The sequence below is a fragment of the Zobellia uliginosa genome, assembly GCF_900156625.1.
Lineage (GTDB): Bacteria > Bacteroidota > Bacteroidia > Flavobacteriales > Flavobacteriaceae > Zobellia > Zobellia uliginosa.
In genome coordinates this window covers 103,983-119,418 of the sequence record NZ_FTOB01000002.1, presented here as the reverse complement: position 1 = coordinate 119,418, position 15,436 = coordinate 103,983, and the positions used below count along the sequence as shown (strand labels likewise).

Genomic DNA, 15,436 nt, shown 5'->3' with positions numbered 1-15,436 from the left:
GCAAGCTGAAAATCGTAAATGAAGATGATAATTGACAAAATCGGAAAGGAATATTTCTCAATAAAACGGGAAAGCGATATTATTGATTTTCAATGGACTGTATTCGGTTTAAAAATCACGATTTCGACTTGGAAAAATTCCGAAAAGCAAATCGGAATTGAATATGAATTTGGCGGATTTAATGGATTTCGATATTTAGACGAAGGCGATTTTTTAAGTTATTGGGATTTACCTGATTTTAAAAACGGATATCACCTTTTTAGAATAATTAAAGGAGGTTGGAAGTCTGGTGAAGTAATGCAAAGCGGAATTTTAGATGTTAGTAGAGCGGTTGACGACCTAAATGAATTTTTCATAGCTACGACTAATGGTTGTTTGACTGTTTTAGCATATGAAAAACCAAGAATAACCGAAATTGATTTAAAAAACGAATAAAAGCCAGCGTACAACAACACCTATAGCAAATAGGGCAAAATGAGTTAAATTTAATGGCTTGGGTTTGTTTGCTAAGTCCGCCAAATCTTTTGGATTTGGCTTTAAACAACGAAAAGAAAAACAAAACAAAAAGATTTTGCTATGTGTGTGGCGGATAGCAAACACTAGTTTGCTCCCGTACTGTTCATAGCTCAACCGTTGGCATTCATACTAAAAAATCATATCAAAATTGAAATTTGGAGACATAACAATAGAGGACAAATTAGGAGAGGAATACACGAAACATCGAATTTTCGCAGAACTGACTGCATATTCTGATTTTTACGAGTCATTGTCATTTTCCATTATGAATTGGATGTCGCAAGGAACAAAGTCTTTTATAAACCTAGATACTTATGCAATTTCGTCGATAAAAGGCACTATAAATTCTATCAGTCAAATTTTACGCAAAGGCAGGATTAATGATGCATACGCCTTAATCAGAAAATATTATGATTCTACATACATAAATATCTATTCCAATCTTTATCTACAAGACAATTTTAGCATTGACAATTTCATTGTTGAACAAATTGATAATTGGCGGAATGGAACTGAAACTATACCAGAATTTAGAGTTATTTCAAAATACATCAAAGAATCCGAAACGCTAATGCCAATAACTAATCTTTTAAAGAAAGATGATAGGTTAAAAAAAATCAGAGATAGATGTAATGACAATACGCATTACAATTTTTTCCATAATATGTTATTGAACGACAATGAAATACACAATCCAAATAGAATAAAATATCTGGACATTATTTCTTATGACATTGAATCATTATTTATTCAACATTTCGCATATCTTTTTTATTCGAATGACCATTTTTTTATGTCAAGTGATTACTCAGATTCTATGGACATAGGAATTACGCCAGAGGAAGATTCACAGTATTGGGTGGCTCCATTCATTCAAAAAATTTTCACAGAATTAATTGTAAAAAAAAGACCAGATTTAGGTAAGGAAATAAAGGACAATACCAAAATGCATCTGAAATAAAAAGTACGAAATGCCAACAAAGGTAATCGTTGCACAAGCCATTGAAAAGCAAAAAAACGGATTTATATAAGCCTCTTTACGGGGCTTTTTTTATGTCGGGCCAGAATCGAGGCACCAAATTTCGATGCTTTATGCAAGTCCCGAACAAGTATTGAAGCGCACTTTTTGCCAAGACTGCCAAATCAAGCCGTCCCGCCCCGCTTTTTGAGCGTTTTTCCGTGAATTTCAGGTACTTCTTCAGGTTATAGGCAATCGCCGAGAGGTGCATCACCTTGTTGGCCTGTGCCAATCCTATGGTGTTTATCTTCCTGAGCCCCATGAACTGGGTCAGCGTTCCGAATACGGGCTCTACCGTACTCTGTCGCTTGCCCTTCATATAGCGCCCCAATTTACTGTTCACCCTTTTGATGTTCCGCTCGTACTCCGCACGGTAATAGGTGACCGAAAATTGTTTTTCGTTCACCTTGCCCAGACATGTGGATTTCAACGGGCAGCCCTTACAGATCAGGCTCGATGCGCGGTACGCTTTCTTTTTCGTACCCGTACGGTGATCGTTGAACACCTTGGTGAAGGGTATCACCTTGCCCTGCGGACATACGTAATGGTCTTCTGTATTGTTATAGGTGAATCCGTCCGGACCGCCCTTGTAGGTGCCATGGGGCGGAATGAAGCTCTTTAGACCGATATCCTCTAGAAAGGCATAGTTCTCCCCGCTACTGTAACCCGTGTCCGCTACACAGTTCTCCCAGACCAGGCCCTGCTTCCACAACCTTGCCCGAAGTCTTTGGACGATATCCGGCAACTGTTGGTTGTCCTTCCCGTCCGCATGGTAGGCCCTGATGTCCGTAATGACGTGGTGGGCCGTATCAACGCTCAATTGGCTCAGGTAGTTCAGCTTTCGGGCCTTGCCCGGTTTTACGCTGATCCTCGCATCGGGGTCCGTGGGGCTGTAATGTGTTTTGTTACTCGTATACTTGGCCCCCTTGTTCTTGGCGCCCGGGCGTTGGTCCTGGTCCTTCGCCCATTTTTTGTTCCGGCCCTTTATCGCCGCCAGTTCGTTGGGGTTGGCCGTAACGCTGCGCTGGCCCTTGTCCGACCTGTCGTTCTGCGATTTACGGTGTGGCTCCCCTTTGTCCATTGCACTCAGCACCCGTACCTTGCGCAGGTGTTCGTCCAGTTCCCCTTCGGGCACCTTAAGTTCCAAGGTGTCCATGCTCGCGTTGGCCTTGACCGGTGCGGAATCTATGGCCTGGGTATGGCCGCTTACCATTCCCTTCTCCACGCACATACGTAAAACCGTGGTGAAGACTTCCTCGAATACACTTTCCGGGAACAGTTGGCGGGTACGGCTTATCGTACTGTGCCAGGGGAGCTCCTCGTCTATATCGTACCCTATGAAATAAAGGATGTCCAACCGTAGGGAACAATGGGCCATGAGCTTGCGGTCGCTGATGATGTTCTCCAGATAGCCCACAAGGCAGAGCTTGAAGAAGACCACCGGGTCTATGCTCTTTTGGCCGCTGTTCCCGTAATAGCCTTCGGTAAGGCCGTAAAGGAACCGGAGTTCCAAAACCTCCTTTAACCGCCTGTAGAAATTGTTCTCGGGGATTCGCTCGCTCAACTGGAAATGGGCGAACAGTTTTTCTTGGTAATGCTTTTTTCCCTGCATACCTAAAATTAACAACGCAACGTTAAGATCGCCTTGATCCTATGTGGTTTTTTCGTTAACTTGTGCAACAGGCACAATGCCTAAACGTAATGCGGACTTTAGGGCAAAATTGAAAGGTCTGTGTATATTTATAATGGCGCTAAATCTTTGGGATTTAGCTTTGGACAAAAAAAGAAAAAGCAAAACCAAAAGCTTTAGCTTCGTGTTAAGACGGAAACTGGCCAGCGCGCCAACTCGCCCACTGCTGTCGCAGATGTCGTACCTCCGCACTACGCTTAGCTCAACCGTTATCTGCAAGCTCAAAAAACCACCAGTAAACATGATTAAAGTTTATTTTGACTGGAATGTCCTATCTCAAATTAAAAATGGAGCACATTCGGAGTTAAAAGAAATCCTTTTAAATAATCACAATTTATTTGTTATTTTTTCTAGTTCTCATATAACTGATATATCTGCTAGTTTTAGCGAAAATCAAAAACAACAGGAACTGATTAACTCGGACTTAGAGTTTATTTCAGAACTAACAGAGAACTATTGTTTATATAACAATGGAAAGGGAATTGTTTGTGAACAGTATCCACCTAAGGAGTTATTTGAGCACACAATTGAAAGTAAAGACTCATTTAAAGATTTAAGTATTGAAGGATTAATGAAGACCTTCGAAGATGATGAAAAAACGAACAAGATAGTTAAACCATTGTTCGATTTACTTAAAAATCTACCATTAGATGATTCGCTTAAAGAAGCTTTCAAAAACCCTGAAAGCGCAGCCATAATGGAAAATATGTTCCCTGGTTTAAAAGATAAGCCTACAATGGGTGGTTTTTTCAAAAGTTTTTCTCAAATGAATATAAATCTAAATGAAAATGATGGCTACAAGGAGTTAAGACAAACAATACAAAATGGTATGGGTATTAATAGGGATAAGATTTTTAATACTGAAAACCCATTTGATTTAATTGACAAAAGTTACGATAAACTTGGTATTACCGTCGACCAGTTCAAAAACAATGGCAAGCATGCCCCGAAATGGTTTAATGACATATCTAATGAATATCTAAAATTAGATATGCACGGTTATCAAGAAGATAAAGTAAACATTAAAAAAGGTAGAAAAGAAACTTTCAAGAATACAACAGAAGACGCGTTCCACGCAGCATATGCGTCAACCTGCAATTTCTATGTTATTAATGATAAAAGGTCTTACAAGAAAACACTTAAAGTTTTTGAAAAATTAGATATAAATACTAGAGTTCAAAAACCTGAAGAATTTTTAGAATTTTATAAAAACTTTTTAGGCAATAAAGACCCTCAAACTGATTTAAACATTTTTCAAAACCGTTTGGAATCCAATGATTTTTATGAATCCGAAATTGATTCAGGAAAATACAGAACATTTTACTTTCCTTATTTCTTGTTTGGCTTTTTCAATAAATTAGTTACTTTCCATCCTTTCGACGAGAATGAAGAATGGTCTGTTTTTTTAAGTCAGGACAAGCCTACTAATTGGTTTATAATAGATAAAGAAATAAGAGAATTAGTAAACCGCTTATTAGGAGCTTTCGGACCTGATATAAATGACGATGGACCTTTTAAAATGAGCGAATTCGATGATGGAAAGTGGCATGGAAGAAGATGGATAATGGGCGAATTTACTTTAAGACTAATTGCCGTCAATAATTACGTGCAATTATACTGGGATTTAGAAGCCGAAAAGCCAGCAGGTAACACTAGTAATCCTTGCACAAGCCATTGAAAAGCAAAAAAACGGATTCATATAAGCCTCTTTACGGGGCTTTTTTTATGTCGGGGCAGAATCGAGGCACCAAATTTAGATGTTTTATGCAAGTCCCGAACAAGTATTGAAGCGCACTTTTTACCAAGACTGCCAAATCAAGCCGTCCCGCCCCGCTTTTGACACGTTTTTCCGTGAATTTCAGGCACTTCTTCAGGTTATAGGCAATCGCCGAGAGGTGCATCACCTTGTAAGCTTGCGGTCGCTGACGATGTTCTCCAGATAGCCCACAAGACAGAGCTTGAAGAAGACCACCGGGTCTATGCTCTTTTGGCCGCTGTTCCCGTAATAGCCTTCGCTAAGGCCATAAAGGAACCGGAGTTCCAAAACCTCCTTTAACCGCCTGTAGAAATTGTTCTCGGGGATTCGCTCGCCCAATTGGAAATGGGCGAACCGTTTTTCTTGGTAATCCTTTTTTCCCTGCATACCTAAAATTAACAACGCAACGTTAAGATCGCCTTGATCCTATGTGGTTTTTTCGTTAACTTGTGCAACAGGCACACCGTATATAATTTATTGCTAGTTCTAGCCTACTTACGAAAATCCTTGCGGATTTTCTACCAGCCTGCCGGCTGGCAGGTTCGGTTTGTATTTGCTAAATTAGTTGCTTAAACGACGCAACTAATCTTATACAAACCGTTAGCATTAATTTAAACTAAAATTCCAGAATGAAATATTTTAGAAAACTTTTTTTCATAACACTAACTGTATTTCTGACCAGTTGTAATAGTCAAGATAAATCCGATTACAAATATTCTAAAAACGAGAGTGAACAGTTTTTAGACGAAATTGGAGCAAAAGCAACAATTTCTATTGGAGCCTTTACTGAAAGGAAAAAGCAACCAACAAGTTTAGTACATCTTTATACTAGATATCCTATATCCAAAACGAAACTGGAAGAGTTTAATGAAAACAATGGAACTATAATCAACAAAGACGATGATATTTGGGATTTTACTACATGTACCTTTAAAGATTACGAATTGATAAATGAGAAAAATGAGAAACTCCAAATAGTAGATAATGAAATAGCTGTTAATTTACAGGAATACTCTTTATGGGATTATGATAATGTTTTATGTCAAAACTTAGGGATTAAAATAAAACTTGACAAAGAATATGAAAAACTTAAAGGACATATTTTAATTGACTTTGAAATGCCTGGAAAAGTAAATAAAAAAATAAAAATTCCTGTAGACATTACGATATATGATAAATTGCCCGAATAAAAACTAATGCTAACACAAGTAATCGTTGCACAAGCCATTGAAAAGCAAAAAAACGGATTCATATAAGCCTCTTTACGGGGCTCTTTTTATGTCGGGCCAGAATCGAGGCACCAAATTTCGATGTTTTATGCAAGTCCCAAACAAGTATTGAAGCGCACTTTTTGCCAAGACTGCCAAATCAAGCCGTCCCGCCCCGCTTTTGGCACGTTTTTCCGTGAATTTCAGGTACTTTTTAAGATTATAGGCTATGGCCGAGAGGTGCATCACCTTGTAAGCTTGCGGTCGCTGATGATGTTCTCCAGGTAGCCCACAAGGCAGAGCTTGAAGAAGACCACCGGGTCTATGCTCTTTTGGCCGCTGTTCCCGTAGTAGCCTTCGGTAAGGCCGTAAAAGAACCGGAGTTCCAAAACCTCCTTTAACCGCCTGTAGAAATTGTTCTCGGGGATTCGCTCGCTCAACTGGAAATGGGCGAACCGTTTTTCTTGGTAATCCTTTTTTCCCTGCATACCTAAAATTAACAACGCAACGTTAAGATCGCCTTGATCCTATGTGGTTTTTTCGTTAACTTGTGCAACAGGCACACTATATATAGCAAATTGGCGATTAGTGTTTAATCGAAAGGTTGTTGTCTATTTGCAAAGTCGCCAAATATTTTGATTTGGTATTAAAAGAGAAAAATTAAAACAAAATACAAAAGATTTGGCTTGTGGCTAAACCAAAAATAATTACTTGTTTTCCGCCCAACTTGCCATATATTTAGCGTTGTGGTGCATTCCCTACATAAAGAAACTCTATTAATTTCTTGAGCTATCGAGTCAAAATATGGAAAGACTATTGAATAAATGCTTAATCACCATATTGCTTATTGTCGTTTCTGGCTGCAAAAACGAAAGGCAACAGGATAAAAACATTGATTTGACAGAAAATGTTGTGTCTAATATTGAAGATAATATGGTTGCTTTAGAATTTTCTGAATTCGACGATTATCGTAATCTTTTAAAACATGTTGACGAGATAGTTTGCAATGATAGCGTCCCAGTTGTCATAATGAGGGTCAATGATACTACATATATCCACAAAGTATCAACGCCTTGTTGGGACAAAATAGGTGATATCCTTATCAAACAGAAAAATGTACTGATCGTGCATGATGATAGTATTGAGAAAAGATTCACTAATCCATGGATCTGCAAAAAGTTTGAACTTTCCAAATTAGGATCAGTTTTGGAAAAAGATATATCCAATAATGGAAAAGACGAAAATTGGAGTGAAAGTCCTGCCAAACATATTCTTTCGATTTCTGTCTCAAATGATGGCTTAAATAAGCTCCAACCAATTTTTTTAGAATTAAGTAGAGCTTACGAACGGAACTTTCTAAATTCAGACATAAGGATATGGCTCACAGATTATACACCCTATTTTGAACCACCACCGCCTCCTAAAGAACCGGAAAAAATGGAGGAAATGAAGTTGACGGAATAAAAACGCACCACAATCGAGTAGACGGGTCCGCCCCTAGTTAGGAACGGACTGCGCCTCTCACACCACCTGCCATACGGGTCTCGTAACAGGCGGTTCGTAAATCATCAAACCAAGGCTCTTTCCACCCTTGGCACTATCTTCTAATTTAGACATAGGCTACAACACGTGCTCCTATGCGAATTTTGAAGAGAATTACGTTCGGTCCTTCCTTACTTGTGAGACCTCTAGGGTATTGCCCTAGCTCGTTGCCCGTAAGTACTATGACCTCTGCTGACTTCTCTACTATACCAACTCGTGGTTATAGAGATCTCCCCAGGTAAGAACATCTTCTTTCGCTCGATAACCGCCGTATCTACATAATCATCCTTTTGGTTCTCTTGGGGCGTTACAATGATGTGCTTGCTTGCCCGGATGAATATGCCTCCGTATACGGTTCCTGTTCGTCGGTACCGAGTTTTGTAGTCGCGCTTTCTTCAGATGTAACTTCGCAGTTACCACCCTTGCGACTTACTAATGGTTCAAGGCGTTACCCCTGCCCATAAGGGACTTGCCCCCTCTAGATTAATCAACTACATTTCTGTAGCGTAAAGGATGCCCATACTGGGCACACACCGTGTATAATTAATTGCCAGAGTTTGATAATCTCTAATCTGAAAATTCTCCGAATTTCCCTCAGATTCGTCCCCTTTTGCTATCTTTAGTCGCAAAGCAACTAACCATACACAACCTCGTTGTGGCGAATTGCCTTCGGCCGCGTCCCTACATCGAAAAAAGCAAGACGGGCAACGCTCCGTACCCATACCTTTTTTCGATTCCCGGTGCGCTCAATACGCCACAACGGCCCGGGAAGGGCGGCGCAAAAATATAGGGAGCGACCTCAGAAAACCGTAGAGACCTCCCGAAGGAAAACGAAACACAACAAGGGATAAGCCCCACGGATGCCCAGCCCAGACCCTTAACGCGTATGCTGCGCATCCGCAGGGCCTAGTCCCGGGCCGTTGGCAGTAATATAAGAATGCGAACACAAACAATAAAAATATCACCCATACTGAACAAGGTAACTTCAAGGCGAAATGAAGAAGATTGTTATACGTTGTGCTGGTTGCAAAACGGCGTTGACCATATCGAAATAAACCAAACAAAATATAAAAACATATCCAATTCGGTTTTTTTCCTTACCCCTGACTTTGATTGGAAACTTTATAAAACTGATACTGATTCATCATCGGGATACGTGCTATTAATCCCCAGAACCCTGATGGACAACCCTATTTTTAAAAACCTGCATATTACCCAAGTGCGTTTTTTCAAATCGACTGATGAGATTCCGAAAATAAACCTTTCCCCAGGTATCGAAAAACGTGTAAAATCTATTCTTGAAATGCTCGATGAACTCATCAGCACTAATCTTCCGAATAAAGAGCAGGCTATATTGTCACTTCTGAATACCTTTTTTGTGTATTGTGACGGGAAATGCAATATAAAAACGTTTATTTCGGACAATAACCAAAAAGCTGCCTTGGTCTATAAATTCAAGAAAAAGATTGACACACAATTTTCGAAAAAACACGAAGTTTCGGCCTATGCACAACTATTACACGTTTCGGACAAATACCTGAACGAGTGCGTGAAAGAGGTTTTAGGAACAAATGCCAAAAGCCTTATTGCCGAAAAACTTGTGATGACCGCCCGCCACGAATTGAAATTCACCGATAAGCCCATCAAAGAAATAGCCTATCAATTGGGCTTTTCCTCACCTGATTATTTCAGCTATTTCCTAAAGAAGCACACCAACTTGCCGCCTTCTCAAATTAGAAAGAGCTAAATTTTCCGAAATTCTAATGTTATACCGATTTTATCACAACTTTTAAAGCAACTTCTCGCTTTACCTTTATCATAACTAAAGAACAATTGGTTATGAACAGAAAAAAATTTATTCAAACTACGGGCTTGGGGCTCGGAATTGTGTTGATACCTAGAATAGCAAGCAGCAAGCAGCAATTTAAAAATACAGTCCTTTTTTCTAATCTCAATCCCAAAATCATAAAGGACAATGAGGGTGAAGTTTTAGACGTAATTGGCGATATACAGACCCATAAATTAATCGGAAGTGAAACCGACAACCAAATTGTGGAGTGGGTTGACAATGTAGAACCTGGTGTTGGTATACCGCCACACATACATACCAAAGAAGACGAGATTTTTAGGGTCGTCAAAGGACAGGTCGAAATAATGGTTGATGGAACAACTACTGTATTAAAGGCAGGCGACACAGCATTTGCACCAAAGAACTTACCACACGCTTGGAAAGTCGTAGGTTCAGAAAAAGCTAAAATGATTACAAGTGCTATTCCTGCGGGAATTGAAAAAATGTTTCAAGAACTGGCTGACTTGCCTTCCGGACCGCCTGATTTTGAAAAGGTAGCAGACATTTGCAGCAATCACGGAGTCACATTCGTCAAATAAATACTACTGCCAACAAAGAACTGAGTTAAAAAACAACTGTTTTCTCGGTTAATTTTAAAACATAATTATTCTTTGCCAATAACCTAACAAGTGCGTATTGATATTATTCATAGTCGCGCAACGAGCACAAAGTATAAAAATAATAGCCTAAACAGTAGTAAAAATCATTCTACCAACTTTATAATCCCAAAAATGGGGTTTGTAGTCGAGAATAGCACTTAAATTGGAGCGAATAATCCCTAAGGAGGGGAACGGAATTGCCATTACTATATAGATGGTCAAACCGGCCGTACTTTTTACCCTGCAGGAATTAAAAAACTGCCACGCAGGAGTTCCCACCCATACGGATGTAAACTTTAATGAAGTTCTTGAAAACCGGATAATTCTTGTGAAGGGAAACCTACATGATTTCCCCGGTCATTAGTATTACATGGGTCATGATATGAGCGACCATTGCCGCCTCCAGTCCCTTCCTCCAATAAAGCCAACCAAAGAATAACCCTGCTATGGAATTGCCAAGCATAACAAATGTCAGAAATAAAGCGGATGGATTTTCTACTACGCTAAACACCATTGGAAAATGTCCTATTGCGAATAAAAGACTTGCCAAAACAATTCCGATCCAATACGTCAGATCATTTAAATTCTTGGTGATTTTAAATGCTGACCAAACTAGCAATGTCATAAAGCCAAAACGCATTAAAATTTCTTCGGTAATCCCGCCGTACAGAAATCTGGCAATAGGGGTAAATTGGACTTTCCCCTGCATTTCGACAAACTCTTGAGGAATCGATGTTTTAAAAACGAATGTAACCAAGGTTGTCAATATACCAGCGATGATCCCAAATAAGACCCCGAATTTAATTTGTTCCTTGAACGATATTTTAGGACTTTCAATTTTCAATATATCGGAAATAGAGGGTACCTGTAAATTGACCTTATCATAGAGCATCGTTCCGATAACGACAGCAATCAACAGCAAAACTGATGGTTGTATCAACGATAAATACTTGAGGGTTTCTGGCGATAGGGCCTCAACCAGTTCCTTGGGTATCATATCCCCTGGAAAAGTAATTGTGAGCATGGATAGTATGCCGAGAATTCCGAGGCCAAATAGGGTCAGACCCAATTTTAGCTTGTTGTGCATATCTAAGGTTTTCAAAAATTAGTCGTAAACATGAAGCTTGATTCGGTTATCGTATGCTAGGCAGGATTTTTTAGTTTCCTAAATAACAAGTACGAATATAAAATTGGAAAAAGGCCTATCAAGCTTATTATGCCCAAGGCGAACTTTATGCTAATTTGACCGTCTAAAATAGAACTGCCGAGCAGAATCACCAATCCACCTACAAACCATAGTTTCCCTGCGATTCTATGTGTTCTTTTCCATACCATTTCGTTTTCTAGGGTCCAAGGCGTTCGGATACCGATAAAGTAATTGGCCTTTAGTGTTTGGAAATAATTGCCAAAAATTAGTAGTAAAACACCAAGTAAGGGAATGATATAATCCGGACTCGAGCCGGGCTGGTTTTTTATAGTATAGAGAATAAAAATGGATATTACGGACATAAGTAAGGTAACCCACATTTTGAGATGACCATATTTGGCCCCCATATTTTTAATCTTTCCCTTTGGGTCGATATGGGGTACAATAAGAAAGATGATATAGCTTAAAAGGGGTAAAAGAATTGGAATTAGCCATAATTCCATCTTGCTGCCATATCTATCAATTTCCCCCTGTAAATTCCAGTGTACGGGAACTTTTTGCGGTAGGTCGTTCCATACATATTTCAGGTATATAAAAGGCAATAAAACCACACTTATCAAAGGAAGTTCTTTCTGTATTGAGAATTTCATGTTTATTTTTTTAAGGTTAGTATCCAAGCCATTAAATCCTCTAATATGCTTGTGTTTAATGAGTACTCGACAAATTGCCCTTTCTTTTCGCTTATTATTAAATCTGCCCTTTTGAGAATATCAAGATGATGCGAAATACTGGGCTTCGAAATGTTAAATTCATCCGCAATTTCCCCTGCATTCATATCCTTATCCTTCAATAGTTCTATAATCCGTCTTCTTGTTTCATCATTAAGCGCTTTGAACAAATAATTCATTTCGTTTAGTTATTTAGACAAAAATCTAAATAATTGTTTAGATACATACTTTCTTCCAAATATTTTTTTGAATAATCAAAACTTTTAGATAGACTTCTTTTCTCGCCAGAAGTATCGTGATCGCCCCTTAATTTTGAAATACCCTAAATCTAAGAAGTCGTTTTTAGAGAGTAAGCAAAATCGTCAAACTTGTTCACTTTCAACCCGTTCTTTGAAAAATATTCAATAATTTTTGCAATTGCCGGGTTTCTTAGGCTTTTACGAGGATACGCCAAGCCAACTTCCCTAAAATATCTTGGTCCGTCAAATTGTTTTACTTTAAATCCATACCAACCATCAATAAAGGCTTCAGGCAAAAAAGTAACCCCTAAACCTGCCATAAGCATAGTCAAGGTCTCTGTTTTTGACGAACAGTTCGCAACGGTCGTCATCTTATTCGTTTCATTGTTCAAGATCGACAAACATTGTATATGTGCTTCACAAGAAGGACAATGGATAAATGTTTCCCTTTCTAAATCCTTTAAATCAATCACCTCTTTATTTAATAAATGATGACCATTGGGAATACATAAAACATAGTCCTCCTTCCAGAGGGGTAAGAACAAATCTTCTTCGTTTTTCCATTCCCTTACCAACAGATTAATTTCATTCTCCCTTCCAATTTCTTTGGTATTCCATTCTACAGATTCACATAATTTAGAGGCCGTTCTAAAAAATTGCTGTTTATGCTCTTGTGGCAAGCTATCGGCAACGCCGATCTGAATTTTATTTTTAAACTCTCGTTCATTAAAAAATCCATTTAAGCCCTTGAGTTCCCCTACCAAACGTTTCGCGATCGGGTATAGATAATGTGCCTCCGTTTTTAGTTCCACGCCCTTTTTATGACGTTCAAAAAGTGTTTTCCCTACTTCTTCCTCAAGCTGCTTTATGCCATTGGAAATATTGGGCTGAGACACAAAACACTGCTCGGCGGCACGTGTTAAATTTTTCTGTTCATAAACCGCGATAAAGAATTTCAACAACCTTATATCCATAATTTAAACTTATGATCGACATATATAAATAGTATTTTGAATATCATAAAGCCCCCTATACATTTGTGCTACTAAAAGAACAATCAGGTGTTTTAAAATATTTTCACAAAGTTATCATTTACAATAATTATAATAAAACACAGAATTAAAAACTCAAAAAAATGTCAAGTAAAAAATTAGTAGTCATTACAGGGGCGAGTTCCGGAATAGGAAAAGCAACGGCAGAATTATTCTCGAAAAACGGACATCCATTGCTTTTAATAGCCAGAAGAATTGAACTCATAGAAGGGTTTAACCTACCCAATACCTTATGTAAAAAAGTAGATGTTACCGATATTGATGCCTTAAAAAATGCCATTGCAGCCGCCGAAGAAAAATTCGGACCCGTAGATTGCATGATCAACAACGCAGGCATGATGCTTTTAGGCGATATTGCGAACCAAGACCCCTTAGAATGGAAAAAGATGTTCGACGTTAACGTTTTAGGGCTACTCAACGGTATGCAAGCCGTCTTGCCACAAATGAAAACACGACAGTCAGGAACAATTATAAACACAAGTTCAATCGCTGGCCGTAAAACCTTTGCCAACCACGCGGCCTACTGCGGAACAAAGTTCGGTGTTCACGCCATAACAGAAAATGCACGTGAAGAAGCTGCTTTGTCCAATGTTAGAATGGTTACCATCGCTCCTGGGGCAGTAGAAACAGAATTGCTTTCACACACAACATCGGAAGAAATCAAAGAAGGGTATGAAAATTGGAAAAAAGAGATGGGTAAAATTTTAAATCCTGTTGATATTGCGAATGCCATGTGGTATGCCTACAATCAACCCCAAGGTGTAAATGTTAGGGAAATTGTAATAGCAGCAACGAAACAACAACCATAAGGTCTCGTTGCTCATGATATAAAACCTAAGGCGTTTGGAGTTAATTCAAACGCCTTTTCTAATTTATAAGGTCCGCCTAACATTTACGATAAAAATGTAAACCTACTTCCCTAGAAATCTTACACTTACCCTTGCGTATAATCGAAGAAAACCTTTAAGCCCTGTATTTCATTGCCCTGCCCTCCCCTACTTCAACACTCCCCTTGCTTCCTGCCTTTTTTAAAATTATGGGCTACCGCACACAATGCGCCATACACAAAACCGTTGTAAATAATTCAAGAAAAAGCTTCAAGAGATAAATGAAGCGCAATCGAATACCGCTATGTAAGGCATATTTTTCTTGTAAGAAAAAATCGAATAACCAACAAAATCCCACTATGATCGCACTCGAAAAAATTCAAGAAATCTATGACCATATGCATAGCAGCGGGGTCAATACCGACGCTGACATGCTATACGGTTATTTCTTCACCAACTCAGAACCCCAAACCTTGGAAAAGGTATCGGAACTCCTGAAAAGTGAAGGCTTCGAACACGTAGACATCTACCCCGATGACACGGGCGAATACTGGTTGCACTTAGAACGGATAGAAAGCCATAATGCCACTTCCCTCTTTGAGCTGAACAAAACATTATATGCGGTCGCTGACAAATTCAACTTAAGCTCGTACGATGGATTCGACATCGGAAACCCCGATAAAAACCTTCCCATAGAAAGAGACACCTATGCGGTACCCGAACAGTTCGCATCGAAGGACTTTATCATAGATGACCTTCCCTGTTTGCTTTCTGCCAATAAGGCTTTTGAACCATTTCCCCACAAAAATGAGTTTCAGTACTTCATCGAGATCAAATCGAAATACAGGGTGGGTAGCGCCTCACAATTACCGACCGAAGAAGAACTGCAAGACCTCAACGACTTTGAGATATTCGTTGAAAATAATTTGACCCAAAATAAAATTCCCAATTACTATGTTGGGCGGACCACCTATAATTCGGAAAGAACGGTCTACCTGGTAACCAACGAAAAGGAAGGCGCCACGGGGTTAATGGACTTTCTAAAAGAACATGGCAACCAAAGGGATTTCGAGTTCAGCATCATTGAAGACCCAGAGTGGAAGATTTACTCGGAACTCATGAACAGGCTAGAATAAAACCGAAACCCCAACACACCCCATCAAAAGCCCCAACCCGGGGCTATTTGTAGGTAGGCTCACTTCCATAAATGATGGATCTGCCCAATATCATAAAAACCTCAAACTGAAAATAGACCTTCATATGTT

The 15,436-nt window shown here is 39.2% G+C and carries 14 protein-coding genes and 2 pseudogenes; 9 read left to right on the top strand and 7 right to left on the bottom strand.

All coding sequences use genetic code 11. The features are described from left to right. The first annotated feature begins 18 nt into the window (after positions 1 to 18). Together BW980_RS05330 and BW980_RS05325 are read left to right on the top strand one after the other, a co-directional pair. The gene (locus BW980_RS05330) at positions 19 to 435 is read left to right on the top strand and encodes a hypothetical protein (protein WP_076453924.1); all 417 of its coding nucleotides are present in this window, start codon (positions 19 to 21) and stop codon (positions 433 to 435) included. A gap of 229 nt (positions 436 to 664) precedes the next feature. Continuing rightward, on the top strand, positions 665 to 1,477 hold the full coding sequence (locus BW980_RS05325; RefSeq protein WP_217694786.1) for a hypothetical protein: 813 nt from the start codon (positions 665 to 667) through the stop codon (positions 1,475 to 1,477). Between the two features lie 76 nt (positions 1,478 to 1,553). Here BW980_RS05325 and BW980_RS05320 read toward each other — a convergent pair whose 3' ends face one another. Beyond that, the gene (locus BW980_RS05320; protein WP_245799958.1) at positions 1,554 to 3,146 is read right to left on the bottom strand and encodes an IS1182 family transposase; all 1,593 of its coding nucleotides are present in this window, start codon (positions 3,144 to 3,146) and stop codon (positions 1,554 to 1,556) included. Positions 3,147 to 3,222: 76 nt separating this feature from the next. Between BW980_RS05320 and BW980_RS05315 the strand changes: the two genes are divergently transcribed. Next, entirely contained in the window at positions 3,223 to 4,902 is a 1,680-nt protein-coding gene (locus tag BW980_RS05315) for a hypothetical protein (RefSeq protein WP_076453923.1), read from the top strand. A gap of 231 nt (positions 4,903 to 5,133) precedes the next feature. Here BW980_RS05315 and BW980_RS05310 read toward each other — a convergent pair. Further along, a pseudogene (locus BW980_RS05310) lies at positions 5,134 to 5,367 on the bottom strand (transposase); the annotation flags it as partial. A 242-nt stretch (positions 5,368 to 5,609) separates the two neighbouring features. Here BW980_RS05310 and BW980_RS22515 point away from each other — a divergent pair. Continuing rightward, positions 5,610 to 6,170 carry a hypothetical protein gene (locus tag BW980_RS22515; RefSeq protein ID WP_076453921.1) on the top strand — a complete coding sequence of 187 codons (561 nt, stop codon included), beginning with the start codon at positions 5,610 to 5,612 and terminating at the stop codon, positions 6,168 to 6,170. Between the two features lie 272 nt (positions 6,171 to 6,442). Here BW980_RS22515 and BW980_RS05295 read toward each other — a convergent pair. Then, positions 6,443 to 6,676 (bottom strand): annotated as a pseudogene (locus BW980_RS05295) (transposase); the annotation flags it as partial. Between the two features lie 316 nt (positions 6,677 to 6,992). Between BW980_RS05295 and BW980_RS05290 the strand changes: the two are divergent. From BW980_RS05290 to BW980_RS05280, 3 genes are all read left to right on the top strand, one after another. Beyond that, positions 6,993 to 7,652: a hypothetical protein gene (locus tag BW980_RS05290; protein WP_076453918.1), complete on the top strand. Its 660-nt coding sequence runs from the start codon at positions 6,993 to 6,995 to the stop codon at positions 7,650 to 7,652. Between the two features lie 1,015 nt (positions 7,653 to 8,667). Then, positions 8,668 to 9,477, top strand: a complete 810-nt coding sequence (locus BW980_RS05285) for a helix-turn-helix domain-containing protein (protein ID WP_076453917.1) — start codon at positions 8,668 to 8,670, stop codon at positions 9,475 to 9,477. A 92-nt stretch (positions 9,478 to 9,569) separates the two neighbouring features. Beyond that, positions 9,570 to 10,118 (top strand): cupin domain-containing protein, encoded by a 549-nt coding sequence (locus tag BW980_RS05280; RefSeq protein WP_076453916.1) that lies wholly within the window; start codon positions 9,570 to 9,572, stop codon positions 10,116 to 10,118. Between the two features lie 400 nt (positions 10,119 to 10,518). On the opposite strand, the gene BW980_RS05275 is transcribed toward BW980_RS05280, so the two are convergent. From BW980_RS05275 to BW980_RS05260, 4 genes are all read right to left on the bottom strand, one after another. After that, entirely contained in the window at positions 10,519 to 11,265 is a 747-nt protein-coding gene (locus BW980_RS05275; RefSeq protein WP_076453915.1) for a CPBP family intramembrane glutamic endopeptidase, read from the bottom strand. Between the two features lie 56 nt (positions 11,266 to 11,321). Then, positions 11,322 to 11,975, bottom strand: coding sequence for an SdpI family protein (locus BW980_RS05270; protein ID WP_076453914.1), 654 nt, complete (start codon positions 11,973 to 11,975; stop codon positions 11,322 to 11,324). Between the two features lie 2 nt (positions 11,976 to 11,977). Then, positions 11,978 to 12,232 carry an autorepressor SdpR family transcription factor gene (locus BW980_RS05265; protein ID WP_076453913.1) on the bottom strand — a complete coding sequence of 85 codons (255 nt, stop codon included), beginning with the start codon at positions 12,230 to 12,232 and terminating at the stop codon, positions 11,978 to 11,980. Between the two features lie 149 nt (positions 12,233 to 12,381). Then, positions 12,382 to 13,266, bottom strand: coding sequence for a LysR family transcriptional regulator (locus tag BW980_RS05260; RefSeq protein WP_076453912.1), 885 nt, complete (start codon positions 13,264 to 13,266; stop codon positions 12,382 to 12,384). A gap of 161 nt (positions 13,267 to 13,427) precedes the next feature. On the opposite strand from BW980_RS05260, the gene BW980_RS05255 reads away from it, so the two are divergent. After that, positions 13,428 to 14,153: an SDR family oxidoreductase gene (locus tag BW980_RS05255; RefSeq protein WP_076453911.1), complete on the top strand. Its 726-nt coding sequence runs from the start codon at positions 13,428 to 13,430 to the stop codon at positions 14,151 to 14,153. A 377-nt stretch (positions 14,154 to 14,530) separates the two neighbouring features. Then, entirely contained in the window at positions 14,531 to 15,307 is a 777-nt protein-coding gene (locus BW980_RS05250; RefSeq protein WP_076453910.1) for a DUF695 domain-containing protein, read from the top strand. Positions 15,308 to 15,436 lie beyond the last annotated feature (129 nt).